Raw genomic sequence first — 18,921 nt, 5'->3', positions numbered from 1 at the left:
ATTCCGGGACGGGCCTGTGGAGGAACGGCTCGGAATGATCTATTCCAATTGTGTTCTGCCGGTTGCGTGAAAGAGATATTCGAACCCCACCGCTTCGGGGTGGATTTCGCAATTGCTCCGGAAAATTTCGTGCATTTATGCAAGGGAAGGCGGAAGTCGTGACGACGGTGCCGCCCACGGAAGTGGACCCCGAGGGATTCGGCGAGGATTTCAACCCCGGACCCGAGGAAACCCGCCGCGGACTCGACCGCGTACCCGCCTCGTTGAGCGCGCGCCTGGACCTCACCGAGGTCCTCAGCGACGTCCAACGCCCGACCCAGGCCGTCGTCCTGCGGGTCAAGGACCGCGAGGCGCGCCACCGGGACCCCGCAGTGCCGCTGGTCCTCAAGTGGTACCACCGCGCCTTCGCCCCCGACCCCGACGCGCGCCGGCTACTGACGGGGGACCTCGGCGCCCATGTCGTACGCGTCCTGGAGCACGGGATCGCCGACGGCCACCCGTACGAGCTGCTCCCCTCCTACGGGGAGACCACACTGGCCGACTACCACGCCCGCCACCCGGGCCCGCTGCCCGCACCCCTGGTCCACACCGTGGTCGCCCACCTGCACGAGGCACTGTCCGCCGCCCACGGCCTGGCGGTGGTCCACCGGGACGTCACCCCCGACAACATCGTGGTGCGCACCCAGAACGAGGACCGGCTGGACCTGGTGCTCGTCGACTTCGGCGCGGCCGTGCACCTCGGCCGGGACGAGGAGTCCCCGCGCCGCCGGGACTGGAAGGGCAAACCCCTCTACCTCGCCCCCGAGGCGAGCACCCACCGCCAGAGCGTCACCCCCGCCGCAGACTGGTGGTCCGCCGGCATGGTGGTGGCCGAACTCGCGGGCGGGCGCCACCCCGTCGACTTCCGCGGGGACGAGGAGGTGCTCGCGGAGATCGCCACCCACGACCCCGAACTCCCGCTCGTGACCGACCCGCGCGTGCTGATGCTCTGCCACGGCCTGCTGACCCGGGCCCCCGAACACCGCTGGGGCGCCGAGCAGGTGGGCCGCTGGCTCGCCGGAGACTCCCCTCCGGTGGCGCCGCGTACCACCGGCGCCGCACCCGAGGACCTGCCGCCCCGCTCCACCGCCGAGCCCTTCGCCTTCCTGGGCCGGGCCGTCACCAGCACCGAGGAACTGGCCCGGCAGTTCGACCTCCAGTGGCGGGCCGCCGAGGACCTGCTGGCCGACCGGCGCGGGCGCGCCCGGCTGGTGGCCTGGCTCGGCCGGTTCGCCGACGCGCCCGACCGGTCCCCGGAGGACACCGAGGAACTGAACGCGCTGCTCAGCCTGCTCGGGCAGCCCCCGGACCCGCCGACCACCCTGCGCCTGCTCAACTGGATGGGCCCGCGGCTGACCGCCTCCTGGCGCGGGGTCCCCCTGGACACCCTGGGCATCGCCGATCTGGAACGCGACGCGGTACGGGGCGACGACCGCAGCCGGGACCTGGTGGCGGCCCTGGCCCGCCACGAACTGCTGCCCCTGCTCGCCGCCCGGCCCGGCGGCGAAGGCCTGGACGAGGTGCAGCGGCGCTGGCAGGACTACCGGCAGAGCTGGCGGGAGGCGACCGCGGACCTGTTCGCACGCGGCGGCCCGCGCGAACGCAGGTCCGCGGACCGGCTGCTCCACCGCACCCGAGACCTGGACGCCCGGCTGCTGCTCCTCGCCCGCGAACCGGACCGTACGGCCGCCCGGCTGCTGCGCGGCACGGCCTGGGACCGGAGCCGCGGGGACACCCCGCCGCACTGGTACCGCGCGCTGCGCGCCGACCCCGACAACCCGCTGCGGCTGCTGGCGGCGTCCCTGCTCATCGGTCTCGCCCGGCTCGAAGCCCAGCAGCACCAGGACGAGCTGCGCGATCGCGAGCTGGACCGGCTGTTCGCCGAGGAGACCGACGCCCGCTTCGAGGTCCTGCGGCGCCTGGACCGGCCGCCCGCCCTGGGCTGGGCCCTGCTGGGGGCGACCGTGGCCACCGCGCCGTGGACGTTCGTCATCGGGCTGGCCGACCTCCTCGGCCGCGCCGGCCAGCGCGAGGTGGTCCTGGCCTGGATGCTCGCGCTGCCCGCCGCGGCGGCCGTGTTCGCACTGGAGCTGTGGATCGCCGTCTACATCGGTCCGCACACCTACCATCCCGCCCGCTCCCTGGTGGGCCTGGTGATCCGGACCGGTGACCGGCCCGCCCGGGCCGCCCGTTCCGGCGGCCGGCTCGGTATGGCGGTGGCCGCGGCGGCACTGGCCGCCGTGGGGGTGCTGGGTGTCTGGGCCGTCACCTGGGCCCCCTGGGCCTGGCCGGCCGGGACCGTGGTGGCCCTCACGGCCTGGACCGTGCAGCGGTGGTGGGCGTGGCGGCGGCACAGCCGGGACGCCCGGCAGGCCCGGGCGGCCCACCGGGCGGGCCGCGCCACAGCATCCGTACCGCACCCGGCCCCGGCGCACCGCCCGACCGGTCCGACCGGTCCCACTGGCATGGCAGGCCCGCACGACCCGACGGGCCCCGCCGGCCCCGCCGGTGCGGCCCGTCCGGGCAGCCCGCACCGGCGGCCCGGCACGCCGCACCCGGCCGCACCCACCCGGAGGAACACATGAGCTACGGCCTGGTCTGGCCCTCGATCGCCGAGATCGCACCGACGGTCGGCTACTCGTCGCCCGCCTCGGCCGGCTACCCCGGTTCCCTGGACGTGCCCGCGATGGACGAGATCGTCCAGCAGGCGGCCGGATCGGTCGGTTCGACGGTCGGATCGCTCGCCGACGGGGCCCAGCAGAGCGCCTCGCACGCCATGGACGCGGCCGGCCACGCACTCCAGGAACTCCTGGAGCCGGCCGCCATCGCACTCGGTGCGCTCAGCGGGGCCCTGCTCGTGGGCCGGGCCGCGATGGTCACCACCCAGGTGCTGGCCGCGGCGGCCGTCCGGGCAGCCGAGGAACAGGCCTGCCTGGAGCGTGGCCAGGAGGCCGCCGCGGCCGTCACCGCCCAGTGGGAGGCGGCTGCCTTCGCGGCCGTGCGGGCCAATGCGCGCCGGACCGTACTGCTGGCCCGGGGACGAAGGGCGGCCTTCCGGACACCGCCGGACACACCCCCGCCCCCGCTGCCCGTCCTGCCGCCCCCGGTCACCGCCACCGGTGTCCCGCTGGGTGTGCTGCGCAAGCAACTGGCTGCGCTGGAGGCCGCCTTGGGGGAAGCGGAGGCGGCCCACGCGCGCTGGACCGTGGAGCAGGCGCTGCACACCGCCGACACACCGGAGGAGGAGGACTGGCGGCGGCGCATGCTGTCCCGCCGCGAGGCCGCCGTACGGGCCCGGCGGGCGGAGCCGGCCGCGGTCGCACCCGCCGCCCTGCCCCAGCCGCCCGCCGCCGACCGGCTCGGCCGGCAACAGGCCGAGGAGTCGGGCGCCGAACTGCTGGCCCTGCTCGATACGGGCGCCGACGCCAAGGATGCCGAACTCGCCGTCGCCGCCGTACGGCACGCCGTCGAATGCGCTGCCGAGCGGCCGGCCAAGGCCCGTATCCACCTCCGGGAGGCGCGCCGGTTCGTCGCGGATGCCAACCGGGCGGTGCGGGCCCGGCTCGCCGCGCAGGAGAAGGCCGCCGTCCAGCTCGACTTCCTCCTCACCGAGGCACCGCCGGGCGAGCCGCCGCTGGCCCCGGCCACGGAGGAGACCGCCCTGCTGCGCAAGGCCCTGGAGGAGGGGCGGGCACTGGGCGCCGAGGAGCAGCGCGCGGTGGACCGGCGGGTGGAGGAACGGCTCACGGACCTGGAGTGCCGCTACACCCGGGAGCTGATGGGGCTGGCCGTCGCCCGGCTGGCCGACACGGCCGCCGACGGCCGCGTCCGGGACGGCCGTGTCCGTGACGACCGCCCCGTCGGCGCCCCGCCGGCCGACCCGGACGGACTGAGGTGCTTCGACCTGACACCGGCCGGCTGGTGGCCCGGGCACTGGCTGCGGATCACCGTAGGCAACGGCAAGACCGAACTGGTCACGATGTACCAGGAGCACTCCGGGCCGCGCAGCCCCGCCGACCTCGCCCTCGACGCCCGGCGCTGCCACGAGGCACACGGGCACCTGGAGGAACTGCGGGAGGCCGGACGCCGGTGGGGACTCGAACTGCCGGTCTCCTTCACCGAGAGCGGATCGGCCGTCCCCGGAGTGCGGGGCGCCGACGGCGCGGTCGTCCTGGACGCGGCCGGCGCGGACGCGGAAGAGCCGTGGCACGAAGCCGGCCACGGGAGTGCCGACCCCGGGAGTGCAGGCCGCCCGACCGAGCCTCGCAAGGCGCGCCATGTGGACGACCACCGAAGGAGCACGGGCCGATGACCACCCACGACCGCATGGTCAAGTCCCCCAAGGCGGAACCGCACCTCCCGTTGTTCGTCGAGGAGTTGACCGGAACCCTCAGCGTGCACGCGCAGTACGTCCTGCACGGCAATATCCGCGATCTGTACCTGGGGCGGGGAGCCGACGGCGACCGCTACGCCGCGTTGCCCTATGTGCTGTGGCATTCCCTGCGCCGACAGGGCTACCAGGCGCTCGTCCACTACGACCAGATTTCGGGGTTCGGCGTCTTCAAAGGGCCGGACCAGGACCTTGTCAGCCACCTGCTGGAGGAGAGCGGCCCCGGCACGCTGCCACGGATCGGACGGGCCCACCGGCCGCCCCAACTCGCAGAAATCCTGCCCCAGTTGCGGGACCTGGTGGAGGGGTGGGCCGGGCGGCGCGAGAACGCCGCGAACGACGGCCGGCGGCCGGCGCCACTGCGGGTCGCCCTGCTCATCGACCACGCCGCCCGCCTGACGGCGGACCCGGGCCGGCTCACCGAGGCCGAGCGGGACTTCTTCGTCGCCTGTCTCAAGCTGGCCGACTCCGCCCCGCTCATCCCCCCGAACCCGACCACCGTGCTCCGGACCGCGGACCCCACCGGGCCCGAGCTGTTCAACCCGGTCATCTGGGTCGCGGACGGCGAACGGGACCTGCCGAACTGGCTGGTCTCCGGCAGTGAGCGGATCCGTACGATCGCCGTACCCGAGCCCGATGCCGACGAACGGCGCCGGATGGCCCGGCTGCTGGAGCGCGAGCACGCCGAGAAGAGGGCCCGCACCCGCCCGGGCGCGGACGAGCCCGCGGTGCCGGCTGCCCGCCGGGGGGAGACGGAACACGCGGACGCCTTCGCGCGGGCCGCCACGGGCCTGACCCTGCGGGCGATGCAGGAGAGCGTCAGGCTGGCGCTGGCCCGCCGTATGCCGTTCAGCGCGATGCCCGACGCGGTACGCATCTACCGGCTCGGGGTGGAGAAGAACCCGTGGCGGCGCGAGGAGATCCGGCAGCGGATCAGCGCGGGGGAGGAGCAGATCCCCGCCCGCGTCCTCGGCCAGGAGGCGGCCGTCTCGATGACGCTGGCCATCCTCAAACGGGCGGCACTGGGCCTGTCCGGAGCCCAGGCGAGCAGCCCCGGCCACCGGCCGCGCGGCACCCTGTTCTTCGCCGGACCGACCGGCACCGGGAAGACCGAGCTGGCCAAGGCGGTCGCCTCGGTGCTCTTCGACAGCGACCAGGCCTATCTGCGCTTCGACATGAGCGAGTTCTCCGCCGCCCACTCCGCCGACCGGCTGGTCGGTGCGCCGCCGGGCTACGTCGGCTTCGAGGCGGGCGGCGAACTGACCACGGCGGTGCGCGCCAACCCGTTCCGGGTGATCCTCTTCGACGAGATCGACAAGGCGGACAAGGGCGTGCTGGACAAGTTCCTCCAGGTGCTGGAGGACGGGCGCCTCACCGACGGGCAAGGGGTCACCACGTACTTCAGCGAATGCGTGCTGATCTTCACCTCGAACCTCGGGGTCCAGCGCACGGACCCGGAGACCGAGGAACGGCAGTGGATCGTCGCGCCCGGCACCCCCTACCGGGAACTGGCGCGGCGGGTGAAGCAGAACGTCAAGCACCACTTCGAGGCGGTGGTGGGCCGGCCCGAGCTGATGAACCGCATCGGAGGCAACGTCGTGGTCTTCGGGTTCATCACCGAGGAGACGGCCGGCCGGATCCTCGACCTCCAGATCGGCAACATCCGGCGCCAGCTGGCCGCCGAACACCGCCTCCGCCTGGAGCTGACCCCCGAGGCCCGGGCCCAGCTGGCCACGTACTGCACCCGGGACCTGTGGAACGGCGGCCGGGGCATCGGGATGGTGCTGGAGACGCATCTCCTCAACCCGCTGGCCTGCGAACTGTTCGACCGGCCTGGGGCCGGCTCGGGGTCGACCGTGCTGGTGCGCGAGGTCCGCGAGAGCGAGGACGGACAGGTGGAGATCGCCATCGAGACACTGCCGGGGGAGGGATGAGCACGCCCGAACCCGACGACTGGGACGACGACTTCCTGCCCACCGGCTTCGTGCCCACCCTGGTGGGGCAGCGGAGCGATACGGTTCCCTCCCGGCGGGAGCCCGACCGGCCGGGCGGCCCCCCGGCCGCCCCCGCCGTACTGCGCTTCCTGGAGGTCCCGCTGACCCTGACCGTCGCGCCCGGCACGCTCGTCGGACTGGGCCGCGACCCGGACTGGGCGCCGCGCACCGCCGTTGCACTCGCCCACCACCACACGGTCTCGGCACGGCACGCCGGTCTGGCGGTCGCGGCGGACGGCTCCGCGACCGTCACCGAGGAACTGCCGGGCGCCACCAACGGCACCCGGCTGAACCGGACCGACCTGGTGGCCGGGGTGTCGTACCCGGTGACCGACGGGGACCGGCTGTGGCTCGGCCCCCGGGTCAGCTGCACGGTCCAACTGGGCCGCGGCCAGAGGGAGACCCCCTAGTCACGCCCTAGTCCTCCGGTCCCTGGTCCTCCGGGACGGAGATCCGGGCGCGCAGCGGCTCCAGCAGCGCGTTCACCTCGTGTACGCCGGCCACGGTGTCCAGGCTCAGGGCCACCCCCGGCTCGGTGAGAAGCGGGCCGCTGCCGCAGCGGTCGCCGAACAGCTGGAGGGCGGCGCGGGGGCGGCAGCGCTTGGACTGCCACAGCAGGCCGTCCGCCCCCGCGCAGTGCTCCCGGATCAGACGGGCCCAGTAGCGGGTCTTGGCATAGTCCTCCTCCTCGCAGTCCACGAGCCAGGTGTCCTGCCAGACCGCGGCCAGGCCCTCGGCCGAGGTGAGATCGACCAGGGACAGCTCCGCGGTGGTGGTCAGCACCGACAGGCGGTAGCGGGAGGCCTGCGCCCAGGGCACCAGCCGGACTCCGGTGGAGTCGTCGAACTCGACCGAGCGCAGCAGGACTTCGGAGAGCGCGGTCACCGGGTCCAGGGCGGCGTACAGATAGGGGTACGGGTCCTTCTCGGTGGCGTCGAAGCGGCTGCCGCGGAAGAACTCGTGGGCGAGCTTGGGGTTGAACTCGGTCGCCTCGTAGCGTTGCAGGTGCAGCCGCCACAGGCGGGTGCCGGCCGGCAGCGTATGCGTCAGCGGATCCATCGGCACCCCGGTGGGCGGGATCTGCCGGGTCATCAGTCCCCCTCCACCAGTTCGCGCGCGGCCCGGGTCAGCTCCTCATCGGGTACGGAGCCGAGGAGTTCGGCCGGTACGCCGTGCAGCCAGCGGTTGCGGCCCAGCCACCAGTCGGCCGCGCCCCAGGGGTCCCGGTCGGCCATGAGCAGCCGGTTGATCCGGCCGACCACGGCCAGCGGCCGGGCGGTGCCCGTCGCGAACTGGAACCGCGGGTAGCGGTCGCCGAGTTCCGGGTGGCGCAGCCGGATCAGCCCGGGCTCGCCGGGGCCGGCCGCGACCTCGGCGGCGGCCAGGGACGGCGCGGCCAGCAGCCGGGCGCGGAGCGGATCGGGCTCCGGCGGACCGTCCAGCGCCGCCAGCAGGGCCAGCACCGGCAGCCGGTCCACCCCCGGGGCGTCGGCGGCGTCCGTGGAGCCGGCGAAGCGGACGCCGTCCCGCAGGGCCAGGGTCACCGGATGCTCGTCGGGCAGGGCGCGCAGCAGCCGCCGCAGGCGGCGCAGGGCGGCCTGCACGGCCTGGGAATCCGCGGCGCTCGCCAGGCCCCGGAGGAGTACGGCCAGCTCCTCCCGGTCGGCCGGGTCGAGCGCCTCGAGGGTCTGCGGCCAGTGGTCGCCGAGCAGGGCGACGAACTCGTCGGGTGTCATACGGCCGGGTCTCCTTCCCCGTGGTGTTCTCGCGGGTGGTGCACGGGCCGGCGCGTCCCGCCGCGGTGGGGCGCACCGCCTGCGTGGGACGCCGGGTTGCCCTGGTGGATGAAGGCCCCCCAGAAGGCGGGTCCGGACAGCTCCGGCCGGGCGGCGGTCCGCCACAGGTGCGGTGTCAGTCCGGGCAGCGCGGGCCGGTCCCCGGCGGGGGCCAGCATCCAGCGCTGGGCCGCCCGCAGGGCGTCGGCCGGGGCCAGCCCGGCCGCCACATGGTGGTGGAAGACGGTCATCAGCACGGCCGAGGCATCATCGCTGACCTTCCAGCGCGAGCCGACGGCGTCGGCCGCCAGCCCGTGCACGAACGCGGTGGTGACGGTCAGCGCCTCGTCGTGGTCGCGGGTGCTCAGGTCGGTCTCGCAGGCACTGAGGACGACCAGCGGCCGGCCGGCCCCGGCCGGCTCGGCCGGGGTGTCGAGCAGTTCCGATACCGACAGCCGGCCCGCCCCGGGGCCTGCGCCGACGGCCCGGCCCAGTTCGAGCACCGAGGAGCCCGGGTCCGCGCCGGCCGTGCCGTGGCAGACGAGGTGGACGACGGCGACCGGGTCCGCCCCGGGGTCCCGCGCGCCCAGCAGTCCCAGCACTTCGGCCGGTGTGCCCACGGGCAGCGGCGGCTCGAACGCGCGGGTGTCGAACTCCCCGTACAGGGCCGCCTGCGGGTAGTACGCGTCGTGTACCGCGAGCACCTCGTCCTCGGCCATGTCGAGACCGGCGGGCACGCAGACCAGGGCCTGCCCCCGGTCGAGCGGCAGCCTCCGGGTCCGCGCCGCCCGCAGGAACTCCCGTCCGGAGGCGGCGTACGTCAGGACGACCGGCTCGCAGGCGCGTACGGTCGCGGGTGCACCGGCCTCGCGCCACCGGTCCGGGACGGCGAGCCGGGCGGCCTGCCAGGGCACCACGCCCAGGTTCCCGCAGGCGACGAAGACCAGCCGGACCGGATCGGACGCCGGTGCAGCCGTCGGTCCGGGGAGCAGGCCCGCCTCCCGGAGCCCCCGTTCCCACAGACCGAGTTCGTGCAGGAGCGGCGCCACCACTCCGGTCCCGGCCCAGTCGCACAGCGCGTCCAGCGCGGCTTCCCAGCGCTCCATCCCGCGGCGGGCGGAGAACCGGCCGGCAGTGGCCTCCAGATAGGCGGCGACCGGGGCACGGCCCCGCCCGGACAGGGCGGGCAGCGGCAGCGCCAGCGGCTCCCGGTCCGGCACCAGGAGCAGCGCCCAGCCCTCCTCGTCCTCCTCGCCGGGCAGCAGGTAGACGAGTGCGTCCGCGCCCGACCGGGCGACCGCTCCCCGCAGTTCGGCGATCCCGGGCACCCGGCCGTCCTGCCCGTCGTCCTGTCCGCGCAATAGGTCCAGCGCCCGGCGGCGCAGTCCGCTGGGCAGGTCGGGTGCGTCCGGAGACCCGGCGAGCAGCGAGGTCAGCAGCCCGGACGGCCCCGCGCCCCCCGCGCCGGGCCGGGCCTCCCGCCACTGCCGGGCCAGCTCCTCCTCCCCGAGCGCGGCGAGCCGTTCCGGCACGGTGGCCGAGACGGCCGCGGCGCCGAGCACCAGGGCGCGGCCGGCTTCCAGGCAGGCCACCGCCTCGTCCGGCCGGTCGGCGCGTACGGCCCAGGAGGCGGCGACCAGGCCGCGTGCGGCGCCGCCTCGGGCGACCTCCAGCCCGTGCTGGACGCCCTGTTGCAGCAGGACGTCGGCGGCGGTTGCGCGCAGTGACGCGCGGGCGTCGGAGACGGCCCGGGCCAGGTCGGGACCGGCGCTGCGGCCGGCCCGGGTGGCGTAGCCCTCGGCCAGGTTCCAGTACAGCGCCGAGGCGGCCTGAGCGGTACCGGAGGACAGCTCGTCGCGGGCGCGTTCCAGCTCGGCGACCGCCTCGTCCAGCAGGGCCGGGTCGCCCTCGGCCTCGTACCGGAGGGTGAGGGCCATGGCGATGCCCCGCCGGGTGTGGATGCGCTGGTCGGCGAAGACGGGGGTGTGGAGGAGGGAGGCGCGAGCCCGTTCCACTGCCGCGGCGACCCGCTCGGGCTGGGGATCGAGGGAGGAGGTGAGGGCCAGCAGGGGCGCCCCGAGGGCGTCCATCAGCTGCCGTGCGAACGGCTGGGCCTGCGCGGCCAAGTACGCCTGGTCCAGGTGGTGGGCGGCACTGCGCAGCGCATCGGTGTCGGACGTGGCCTTCGCGAGGGCCAGATGGGCATAGCCCAGGAGGAAGAGCGGCATGAGCCGCTGTGCGTCCGCCGGGTCGGGCCCGTCGGTCGCTTCGGGTCCGGTCGGGGCGTCGAGTTCGTCCAGCAGGTCGAGCGCGTCCTCGATCAGCGCCTCCAGGGCCGGTACGTCGTCCGCGTCGGCGGCCTGCGACACCTTGGATATCAGCAGCATGTACCGGTTCGCCCGCAGCATGTCCCGGGCCCCGGGCCGGCCGGGCGGCTCCTGCGCGACCAGCGGTCCGACGCCGGGCGCGAGCGACTGCCGGAGCAGTTCCTCGGCCGCGGCCGAGTCCAGCCTGCTGCCGCCGGTCATGGCGGATCCGCTGAGCAGCCCGGGCAGCACCCCGCGCAGGAACCAGCCGAAGTCCTCGTCCTGCCCCTCTTCGGCGGCCTTGCGCAACAGCCGCAGGGCCTCCTCGTACTGAACGGCGTCGCCGGTACGGCCGCCCAGCAGGGTACGGGCCAGGGCGAGCAGGCTCTCGGAGACCTGCAGGCCCGTCCCCGGCGCGGCAGCCTCGGCTTTCCGGAGCAGGTCGGAGATCTGCTCGGTCGAGAGCGCACCGGGCTGGACGAGCTCGGCCATCAGACCGAGCATCGGCAGCAGTTCCTGCTGCTCGGCCTGGGTGGGGGGCCGCAGCCCGCCCTCGGGCAGGTCCTCGGCCGAGGTGGGGAGCATGTTCATCAGCGGGCGGACGAACTGTGCCATCGGCCCCATCAGAGTCTGGTCCAGGGTGTCCATACGGCCGAGCAGGCGGATCAGGCCCGCGCCGTCCCCGGTGGTGAGTGCCGTGTGGAGCTCCGTCTGGAAGGCGAGGAACTCCGCCATGGCCGGCGGCAGCCCCTCCCGTTTGCCCGCGGCGGCTTCGTGGGCGAGCTGTTCCAACTCGGGCAGGACCTCGATGAGTCCCGGGCCACCGTGCTGCTCGGGCACCGAGGCGTCCACGAGGGCCTGCATCGCCTCCATGCCCAGCTCCCTGCGTACGCCGAACCGGCCCACCAGCAGGATGAACAGGTCGGCTGCCGCGGCCGTGCGCAGGGGGACATCGAGCAGGTCGCCGGAGCGCGCCCGCCGCAGCAGGGCGATGGCCTCCTTGCGGTCCGCCTCCTCGCGCTGTTCGGTCCAGCGGGCGCCGATCAGCGCGCCCAGCCGGGCGAGGACCGCCGGGAGCACCGCGTCCTCCGGCAGCCGGTCGGTCAGTTCCGGGAGCAGCCGGCGCATCTCCTCGATGAGCGCGTCCCGCTCGGCGGCCGGGGGGCCCGGCGGGCACTCCGGCGCGGCCGGCAGGGCCCGGGCCCCCTCGGACCGCCGCACCAGGTCCCGGGCCCGGCCGGCGAGTTCGTCCCTGCGCCGGGCCGCCGCTTCGTCCTGTGTCTCCAACACCCCTCCCAGGCAAGCAGATCCAGACCATCATGGCCCGCTCGCCCGGGGTGCGGGGGGCAGTTGCGCGGACCTGCGGAACCCGCCCGGGAAACGACCGGAGAGCGCCCCGGGACGGCCGCATCGGCCGGCGGTCCGCGTGGCAGCATCGAGGGAACCCCTCGCCCAGGAAGGCGGCAGCCCTTGACCGTGCTCCCCTACCTCGAAGTCACCGCCGCGTCCTACGCCGCCTCGTACACCGCCGGACTGAGGGTGACGGGCACCCCGGACGGAGCCGTGCTCAGCGGCGCCTGCCCGCGCTGCGCCTGCCCCTTCGACTTCACCTACACCCGCCGCGTCTACCGCCACCGGCCCCTCGGCGGCCGGTCCGGGTACACCGTCACGGTGCCGGTCCTGTGCGTGTGCGAGACCGAGCACGCGGGGCGCCCCGCCGACGAGGAGGGCTGCGGCGCGTACTGGAACGTCCTGCTGGAGAGGGCGGTGCGATGACCTGGCGGGCCCGCCCCGGGCCGGCGGGGAAGCCGGCCGACCGGATGGCGGCCCGCGGCGGCCGTCGGCTGCTGCACGAGGAACTGCCCCGGGTCCGGGAGTCGGCGCTGGCCTGGCGCAACGGACTCGGTGCGCTGCTGGCCGGACTGCTCGGGTTCGGCCTGATCAAGGGGCGTACGGACGTGGGGGCGCTGGCAGCGCCGTACGGTGCGACGGTCGGCGCGCTGCTGCTGTGCGCGGTGCTGTGCGGGGTGGGCGGCGCGGTGCTGCTGCTGCGCGCCGCCCACGGCCGGCCGGCCGCCTCGGCCCTGCCCGAACCCGCACCGGGGACGCTGCCCGCCGGGCCGGTCACCGCCGGGCACGCGGAGGCGCTGCGGGCCGCAAGGGCCCTGACCCGCGGTGTGCTCGCCACCCTGGGCTGCGCCGCGCTGCTGATCGCGGCCGTGGCGCTGACCTGGTACGGGCCGGCGAAGGACGGCCCGCTGATCGCCGTCACCACCCCCGCGGGCAGTTTCTGCGGGGAGCCGCTGCGGATGGCCGGCGGGCGGCTCGTACTCAAGACGGAGGCGGGCGCGGCGGACATCGACCTGTCGACCGCCGTCACCCTGCGCGCGGTCGCCTCCTGCGCCCCACCGTCCGGCCCGCCGTGACCGGCCGCGGGTCGGGGGGCGGGTCGGGAGGCTGCGGTCACGGCCGGTTCCGCCTGCGGGTACGGTTCGGCTGAACAAACCGCCGCCCCCCACCGGCACCTGCAGAAAACCAGGACGTGAACACCACCAGAACCCTCTGCTTCATCATTGCGGCGCTCGCGTCGTACGCAGCGCTCTTCTACCGGCTGTGCCAAGGGCGGCGCAGCTGGCGTGACAGTGCCTATCGCACGCTGATCACGACGCTGTTCTTCCAGTGCCTCACCTTCACCATGGGCGCCGTCGCCATGGAGAGCCATTGCCTCCTCGGGATCGGCAACCTGGCCATCCTGCTGATGCACCTGGCGGCGGTGGCCTTCTGTATCAGCGCGCAGATCATCCTGCTGCACTGGGCGGCCGAGGGTGAGGAGGCGGTGCGCCAGACGCGTTTCTGGGTGATCACCGGCATCCTGCTGACCGTCCTCCTGACGGTCCTCTTCTTCCTTGCCGACGGTCCGGACCGGGCCGCGCTGGACTTCGACGGCAGCGGCGATCCGCTGCTCCTCGTCTACCTCCTGGCGTTCATCGCCTCCCAGGCGGTTCCGTGCATCACGATCTTCCGCCAGTGCGGCCCGTACGCGCGGATGAGCGACAACGCCTCGGTGCGCCAGGCCCTGCACGTGCTGTCCGTCGCGGCGGGCATCCTGCTCCTCTACTCCCTGGTCAGGACCATCAACGTGCTGACCATCGCGGCCGGGTTCGAGACCGGGCCGTGGAAGGAGGCCGCCGCGTCCGTCCTCAACGCCCTGGGCATCGTCGCCGTCTCGGTCAGCCTGACCATGTCCTCCTGGGGCACCTCGGCGGCCCGGCTCCTGGAGTGGGCGCGTACCTACCGGTCGTACCGGGCGCTGTATCCGCTCTGGCGGGACCTGTACGAGGCCTCCCCGGACATCGCTCTGGAGCCGCCGGGGGCTTCGGTGTCCGCTTCGGTGTCCGACCTGGACTACCGGCTGCACCGGCGGGTGGTGGAGATACGTGACGGATGGCGGGACCTGCGCCCGTACATCGAGCGCACCGGCCACGCCGGCACCGGCGGGCCGGCCGGCGAGGCGGGTGCCGAGGCGGGTGCTGCGGGTACGGAGGTTCGGCAGGCCTTCGCCGAAGCGGCGCAGATCAGGCAGGCCCTCCAGGCCAAGCGGACGGGCATCATCCCGCCGGACAACAAGGACGCCGGCGCGTTCGACGACCGCGACACCAGTAATTTCACCGCCGAGGTCGCCTGGCTCACCAAGGTCGCTGCTGCCTACAGTAAGCTCGGCAAGGCGAGTTGAGAGCTCCCGCCCGGTTTGCATCCCCCGTCAAACCGGGCGGGCATCTCCCGTTTCCCCCGTTTCCCCCGTGTTCCCCCGTTCCCCCCGCTTGTCTGTCGGGCCGGACGGGTGGCTCCCGTCCTGGCCTTCCAGCCCCCACGGTGCCGATGCCACCGGCAACCCACTTGGCGACCCCCGTGCGACAAGTTAGCTGGCAGCTATCGGCGAGACCCAACGTTGACGGAGTCCGGCTCGATTGTCAACTGGAGGCTAATCTGTGAAACTCCTCCATAGCCAAGGGTTAAATTGGGGAGGGCTAGGGGAGGAAGCTTCACCATGACGGAGACCGAGACCGAGACGGACAACGGGGCCGACGACCGGCCCGTGCTCGCGGTACGCCTGGACGACCTGTTCAAGACGGTTCGTCCCAAGGGCCGGCACTGGACCAATGCCGAGGTGGCGGAGGAGCTCAAGCGGGCCAATCCGGAGCTCAAGGTCGGAGGCGTGTACCTGTCGCAGCTGCGGACGGGCAAGCGCTCCAACCCCTCCCCCGATCTGCTGGCCGCCCTGGCGCGGTTCTTCGGCGTTTCGGTCGCCTACTTCTTCGACGACAAGGTCGCCGAGTCGGTGCTCAGCCAGGTGGCGGCCATCGAGGCGCTGCGGCAGTCCGGGGTCCGCGCCGTGGCCATGCGGGCGGCCGGGATGAAGAAGGAGAACCTCCAGGCCATCACGGCCATCATGGACCAGTACCGGCAGATGCAGGGCCTGCCGCCGGTCACCGATCCCTCGGATCCCTCCGACCCCTCCGGCCCCGGGGTCGGATGAGCAGGCGCCGCGGTCACCGGGGCGGTGGCGGTGGCGGCGGTGCTGCCGGCGGTGCGCCCGCGGTATCCGGTTCCGCCGTGCTCTGGTCCTCCTCCCCACTCCAGGCGAGGAAATCCATCACGGCCAGCGCGAAGAGCAGGACGAGCGCGATGCCGAAGATGACCCATCCGGTCGGGTAGCTCCACAGAATGACGGTCAGCACGGCCGCGGCCACCAGGATCCAGATGATCCAGCTGCGGTGGCGCCGGACGAACGGGCCCACCGGTCCGGTGCGCAGGCCCGCGTGGTCGGCCGTGTGGCGGACCGCGCCGATGCCCGAGTACCACAGCCGGCGGACGAGCGTCGCCCAGCGGCCGGGGCCGGTCAGCCAGGCGGCCAGGGCGATCACCACACCGAGCACCACGGTCATCCGGACCGTCGTGCGCAGGTAGCGCGTCAACGCGTCGTACACGCTCCCGGCCGCGGGCTGCGAGACGGTGTCCGGCAGCGCGTTCAGGTAGACCACCCGGAAGACGGTCAGGGCCGCGCCGAGCATGAGCACCGCGAAGGCGAAGGCGAGGGCCGCCACCACCAGGACGCGGCGGCGGTGGCGGGACAGCAGCACTCCGCCGGCGACCAGCAGCACCGAGAGCACCGGCAGCCAGTTGCCGGTGATCTGGAGCAGCCGGAATCCGGTCTTCACCTTGCCGATGTCGTCCGACCGCACGACCGTGAAGTCGGTGTGCACCTCGGGAATCTTCCCGGCCACCGTCATGCCCTCGTCGACGAGCCGCTGCTTGACCTCCTCGATCACCGGGGCCAGGTCGACGGTCACCGAGTCGTTCTTGATCTCCACTGCGCCGTCGCCGCTGCCCGTGAGGGCCTTGACCACCGTGGTGTGGATGCGCCGGTTGGCCTCGGTCCAGATCCGCTCGAAGGTGTCGGAGGCGATGATGTCCTGCGTCTTCTCTTGCACAAAGCTGCGGACGGCGTTCTCCAGCGAGTCGCCCAGCTTGCCGAGCGCCTTGTCCAGGAGCGGACGGTCGTCGGGTGCCACGCCCTCCAGCAGGGTCTGGACGTCGATGTGCTCCATCACCGCGTTGGTGACCCGGCTGGCCGCGGCGGCCTGGACGTCCGGGTCGGAGGCGAGCGGGGCGACCGTCTGCACGTACCGGTCCGTGTCGCCGATCTGGCTGGAGGCCCAGGCCGCCACCGCGGCGAGCGGGGCGAGCAAGCACCCCAGGACGATGAGCACCGTCGCGAAGAAGGCACGCCACCGGTGGTGCTCGCGGGTCTTCCTGCCGGTCTCCAGCGCTGCGACCCGGGCGCGGAGCTCCACGAGTTCGGAGTGCTCGTCACCCGCGCCGCCCGCGCCGCCCGGCGTACGGGCGGGATCCGGACCGGGGCCCACTGCGCCTGCGCCGCCTTCACCCGTCATGGCGGGTCAGAGCTCCTCGGGGTGGGGAGCCTTGCACAGGGCCCAGATGATGATCACGTCGAGGGCGATCAGCACCAGCGCCCAGAACGGCGCGTACGGCAGCCACATAAAGTTCACGATCATGACCAGCGAGGCCAGCACCACACCGGTGATCCTGGCCCACCTGGCCCCCTGGAGCACCGCCGCGCCGGCACAGACGACGAAGGCGCCCAGGATCACGTGGATCCAGCCCCAGCCGGTGAGGTCGAAGGCGTAGATGTAGTTGCGGGTGTAGATGAACACCTCGTCGTTGACGAGGGCGGCGATGCCCTCGACGATGCCCATACAGCCACCGATGATCATCATGGCGCCCGCGAACAGCAGCCAGCCGCTGCCCATGCCGCCTGCGTTCGCCGTGCTCTTCCCACCGGCACCGGGGTGGGCTGCGCCCACGTTGCTGCTCATGACAGGCTCCTTCCGGGGATCAGCCGAGGATCTTGCGCTTCTGGGCCTCGAACTCCTCCTCGGTCAGCACGCCTTGGGCCTTCAGGTCCCCCAGCTGCTTGAGCTGGTCCATCTTGACGGTCATGTCGTCGGCGGGCGGGGGAGGGGGCGCGGCCGGCGGAGGGGCGTACTGCTGCTGTTGCTGCACCTGCTGCTGCTCCTCCTGCTGGGCCCAGCGGCCCGCCTGCCGCCGCGATACCCGGTTGGACACGGCGGTGGCCGTTCCGGCCACCGCAGCGGTGCGGGCGACGCCACGGAGAAGTCCCATGTCAATCAACTCCCAAGGGGTGTGCGGGCGGAGCCCGGAATCAGGCGGCCCGACCACCCGGGGTCGTGCCCTCCACGGCGTCCAGCGAGGCCAGCAGCGCCTGGACGGGAATGCGTCCGTTGGCCACCAGCTGCGCACCGCTGCGCCGCATGGCCCGGGCGAACGGTGCCGCCCAGACGTTCTCGTACACCAGGATTCCCGCGGAGCTGTTGGGCTCCAGCGCGGCGCCGGCCTCATCGATGTCACCCTGGTCCAGCAGCCCGGACGAGGCACCCGCAAAGACGGAGAGGTCCACCTCGTCCCCGAGGTCCTGCAGTTCGAGTGCGGTGACCGTGCCGTCCTCGTCCTTGCGGACGAAGAGCAGATCGAGGATGCGGATGACATTGCGTTCGACCAGATCGAGGAGCAGGGGGAAACCCTCGCCCGTCATCCGGTTGCCGGGGAACTCGACGACCAGGTAGTCGACGGGGCCCATCTCTTCCAGCTCCGTCAGGTCCTCGCCCATGGCCACTCCTCACGAGCGCATCGGGGACGGGCCGCGGCTGCCGCGGCTGATGCCGACGGTGCGTCACGCCGCGCAGACGGCGGCGTACGGCCCTGCTCACCATTGCAGCACCCGGTACGGGGTACCGCACCTCGTGCGCCGGACCGCCGGACCGCCGGACCGCCGGACCGCCGGACGCGCCCGGTCGCCGGGACGCCGGTGGCCGAGATGCCGCCCGGTCGGCCGTCCGCCACCCTGGTCCCAGGGAAGGAGCAGCGCCATTGCAGCAGGAGCAGCCCAAGGCGCCTGCCGCGGGCCGGCTGGCCCGGTGGCGGGGACGGTCCCGTGACCTGACCGCCACCGCGAAGCGGCACGCGGGCCGGGCCGAATCCCGCTTCCCGGTCATCACGCGCCTCGTGGCGCGGATGGTCTCGGTGAACATCTTCGACTCCGCCACCCGGCTGGCGGCGCAGTGCTTCCTGACCGCGATCCCCCTGCTCTTTGTCTTCGCCTCGTTCGCACCGGCCTCGCTGCGCGAGCAGCTGGTCCGTTCCGTCCGTGCGGTCTTCGGCCTGACCGGCCCCGCGAACGCCGAACTGGAGGCGGTGTTCCGGCCCACGTCGGAGCAGTTGCAGCAGGCCACCGGGGTGGTGGGCGCTGTGATGACGCTGCTCGCCGCCACCGCCGTCAGCCGGGCCATGCAACGCCTGTGCAAGCGGGCCTGGGGGATTCCGCGGGTCAAGACCAGGATCGCGGTCTGGCGCTGGCCGGCCTGGATCGCGGTCTGGCTGGGCTTCATGCTCTTCCAGGCGCCCGTGCGCCAGGGGTTCGGCCTCGGGCTGTGGCTGGCCGTCCCGTGCACCCTGCTGGCCCAGACGCTCCTGTGGTGGTGGACCCAGCACCTGCTGCTGGGCGGCCTGATCGGGTGGGCGCCGCTGCTGCCCGGAGCCCTCCTGGCAGCAGCCGCCACCACCGCCCTGTCCATCGGCGCACGCTTCTACATGCCCCGGGCGCTCAACCGCGCCCTGGCCGAATACGGCTCCGTCGGCTCCACCTTCGTACTGCTCTCGTGGCTGATCGTGCTCTGCGTGGCGGTGGCCATCGCCATCAGCGCGGGCGCCGTGCTGGCCCAGGAACCCTTTCTGTCCGGCCGCCTCGGCAGCCCCCCGCGCCACCAGCCGTCCGGCCGGGCGCGGTAGGGTCCGGTCCGGGACGAGGGGGGATCTTG

Annotated in this window: 16 protein-coding genes; 9 read left to right on the top strand and 7 right to left on the bottom strand. The window is 73.7% G+C overall.

Features of this window, described 5'->3' with window-relative positions:
* Positions 1 to 158: 158 nt before the first annotated feature.
* The 4 genes from DEJ50_RS04800 to DEJ50_RS04785 are packed head-to-tail and all read left to right on the top strand — an operon-like array spanning position 159 to position 6,833.
* Positions 159 to 2,624, top strand: a complete 2,466-nt coding sequence (locus DEJ50_RS04800) for a protein kinase domain-containing protein (RefSeq protein WP_190344287.1) — start codon at positions 159 to 161, stop codon at positions 2,622 to 2,624.
* A complete protein-coding gene (locus tag DEJ50_RS04795; RefSeq protein ID WP_150206239.1) occupies positions 2,621 to 4,351 on the top strand; it encodes a hypothetical protein in 1,731 nt (576 codons plus the stop codon). Before DEJ50_RS04800 ends, DEJ50_RS04795 begins: the two co-directional genes overlap by 4 nt.
* Positions 4,348 to 6,363 (top strand): AAA family ATPase, encoded by a 2,016-nt coding sequence (locus DEJ50_RS04790; RefSeq protein WP_223837600.1) that lies wholly within the window; start codon positions 4,348 to 4,350, stop codon positions 6,361 to 6,363. Before DEJ50_RS04795 ends, DEJ50_RS04790 begins: the two co-directional genes overlap by 4 nt.
* Positions 6,360 to 6,833: an FHA domain-containing protein gene (locus tag DEJ50_RS04785; RefSeq protein WP_150206237.1), complete on the top strand. Its 474-nt coding sequence runs from the start codon at positions 6,360 to 6,362 to the stop codon at positions 6,831 to 6,833. Before DEJ50_RS04790 ends, DEJ50_RS04785 begins: the two co-directional genes overlap by 4 nt.
* 7 nt (positions 6,834 to 6,840) lie before the next feature.
* On the opposite strand, the gene DEJ50_RS04780 is transcribed toward DEJ50_RS04785, so the two are convergent.
* Genes DEJ50_RS04780 through DEJ50_RS04770 form a run of 3 tightly spaced genes read right to left on the bottom strand, consistent with a single transcriptional unit; the run spans position 6,841 to position 11,794 of the window.
* Positions 6,841 to 7,515 (bottom strand): RES family NAD+ phosphorylase, encoded by a 675-nt coding sequence (locus DEJ50_RS04780; protein ID WP_150206236.1) that lies wholly within the window; start codon positions 7,513 to 7,515, stop codon positions 6,841 to 6,843.
* On the bottom strand, positions 7,515 to 8,159 hold the full coding sequence (locus DEJ50_RS04775; protein WP_150206234.1) for a hypothetical protein: 645 nt from the start codon (positions 8,157 to 8,159) through the stop codon (positions 7,515 to 7,517). The genes DEJ50_RS04780 and DEJ50_RS04775 overlap by 1 nt, the downstream gene beginning before the upstream one ends.
* Positions 8,156 to 11,794, bottom strand: a complete 3,639-nt coding sequence (locus DEJ50_RS04770) for a CHAT domain-containing protein (RefSeq protein WP_150206232.1) — start codon at positions 11,792 to 11,794, stop codon at positions 8,156 to 8,158. Before DEJ50_RS04770 ends, DEJ50_RS04775 begins: the two co-directional genes overlap by 4 nt.
* A gap of 180 nt (positions 11,795 to 11,974) precedes the next feature.
* Here DEJ50_RS04770 and DEJ50_RS04765 point away from each other — a divergent pair, with 180 nt between their 5' ends.
* From DEJ50_RS04765 to DEJ50_RS04750, 4 genes are all read left to right on the top strand, one after another.
* Entirely contained in the window at positions 11,975 to 12,280 is a 306-nt protein-coding gene (locus DEJ50_RS04765; RefSeq protein ID WP_150206230.1) for a hypothetical protein, read from the top strand.
* Positions 12,277 to 12,930, top strand: coding sequence for a hypothetical protein (locus DEJ50_RS04760; protein ID WP_150206228.1), 654 nt, complete (start codon positions 12,277 to 12,279; stop codon positions 12,928 to 12,930). The genes DEJ50_RS04765 and DEJ50_RS04760 overlap by 4 nt, the downstream gene beginning before the upstream one ends.
* A gap of 116 nt (positions 12,931 to 13,046) precedes the next feature.
* Complete coding sequence (locus DEJ50_RS04755; RefSeq protein WP_150206226.1) at positions 13,047 to 14,237, top strand: MAB_1171c family putative transporter; 1,191 nt, start codon at positions 13,047 to 13,049, stop codon at positions 14,235 to 14,237.
* A gap of 315 nt (positions 14,238 to 14,552) precedes the next feature.
* Positions 14,553 to 15,041 (top strand): helix-turn-helix domain-containing protein, encoded by a 489-nt coding sequence (locus DEJ50_RS04750; protein WP_150206225.1) that lies wholly within the window; start codon positions 14,553 to 14,555, stop codon positions 15,039 to 15,041.
* Between the two features lie 13 nt (positions 15,042 to 15,054).
* On the opposite strand, the gene DEJ50_RS04745 is transcribed toward DEJ50_RS04750, so the two are convergent.
* The 4 genes from DEJ50_RS04745 to DEJ50_RS04730 are packed head-to-tail and all read right to left on the bottom strand — an operon-like array spanning position 15,055 to position 17,714.
* The gene (locus DEJ50_RS04745) at positions 15,055 to 16,458 is read right to left on the bottom strand and encodes a hypothetical protein (protein ID WP_223837599.1); all 1,404 of its coding nucleotides are present in this window, start codon (positions 16,456 to 16,458) and stop codon (positions 15,055 to 15,057) included.
* Between the two features lie 6 nt (positions 16,459 to 16,464).
* Positions 16,465 to 16,902, bottom strand: coding sequence for a hypothetical protein (locus DEJ50_RS04740; protein ID WP_223837598.1), 438 nt, complete (start codon positions 16,900 to 16,902; stop codon positions 16,465 to 16,467).
* 19 nt (positions 16,903 to 16,921) lie between these two features.
* Positions 16,922 to 17,209 (bottom strand): SHOCT domain-containing protein, encoded by a 288-nt coding sequence (locus DEJ50_RS04735; RefSeq protein WP_150206223.1) that lies wholly within the window; start codon positions 17,207 to 17,209, stop codon positions 16,922 to 16,924.
* A 40-nt stretch (positions 17,210 to 17,249) separates the two neighbouring features.
* A complete protein-coding gene (locus tag DEJ50_RS04730) occupies positions 17,250 to 17,714 on the bottom strand; it encodes a DUF6325 family protein (RefSeq protein ID WP_223837597.1) in 465 nt (154 codons plus the stop codon).
* A gap of 260 nt (positions 17,715 to 17,974) precedes the next feature.
* On the opposite strand from DEJ50_RS04730, the gene DEJ50_RS04725 reads away from it, so the two are divergent.
* Entirely contained in the window at positions 17,975 to 18,892 is a 918-nt protein-coding gene (locus tag DEJ50_RS04725; RefSeq protein ID WP_223837596.1) for a YhjD/YihY/BrkB family envelope integrity protein, read from the top strand.
* Positions 18,893 to 18,921: the final 29 nt, after the last annotated feature.

Origin of the sequence: Streptomyces venezuelae (assembly GCF_008642295.1) — a bacterium.
Taxonomy (GTDB): domain Bacteria; phylum Actinomycetota; class Actinomycetes; order Streptomycetales; family Streptomycetaceae; genus Streptomyces; species Streptomyces venezuelae_C.
The sequence above is the reverse complement of the archived record's forward strand: the minus strand, read 5'-3'. Positions and strand labels throughout refer to the sequence as shown.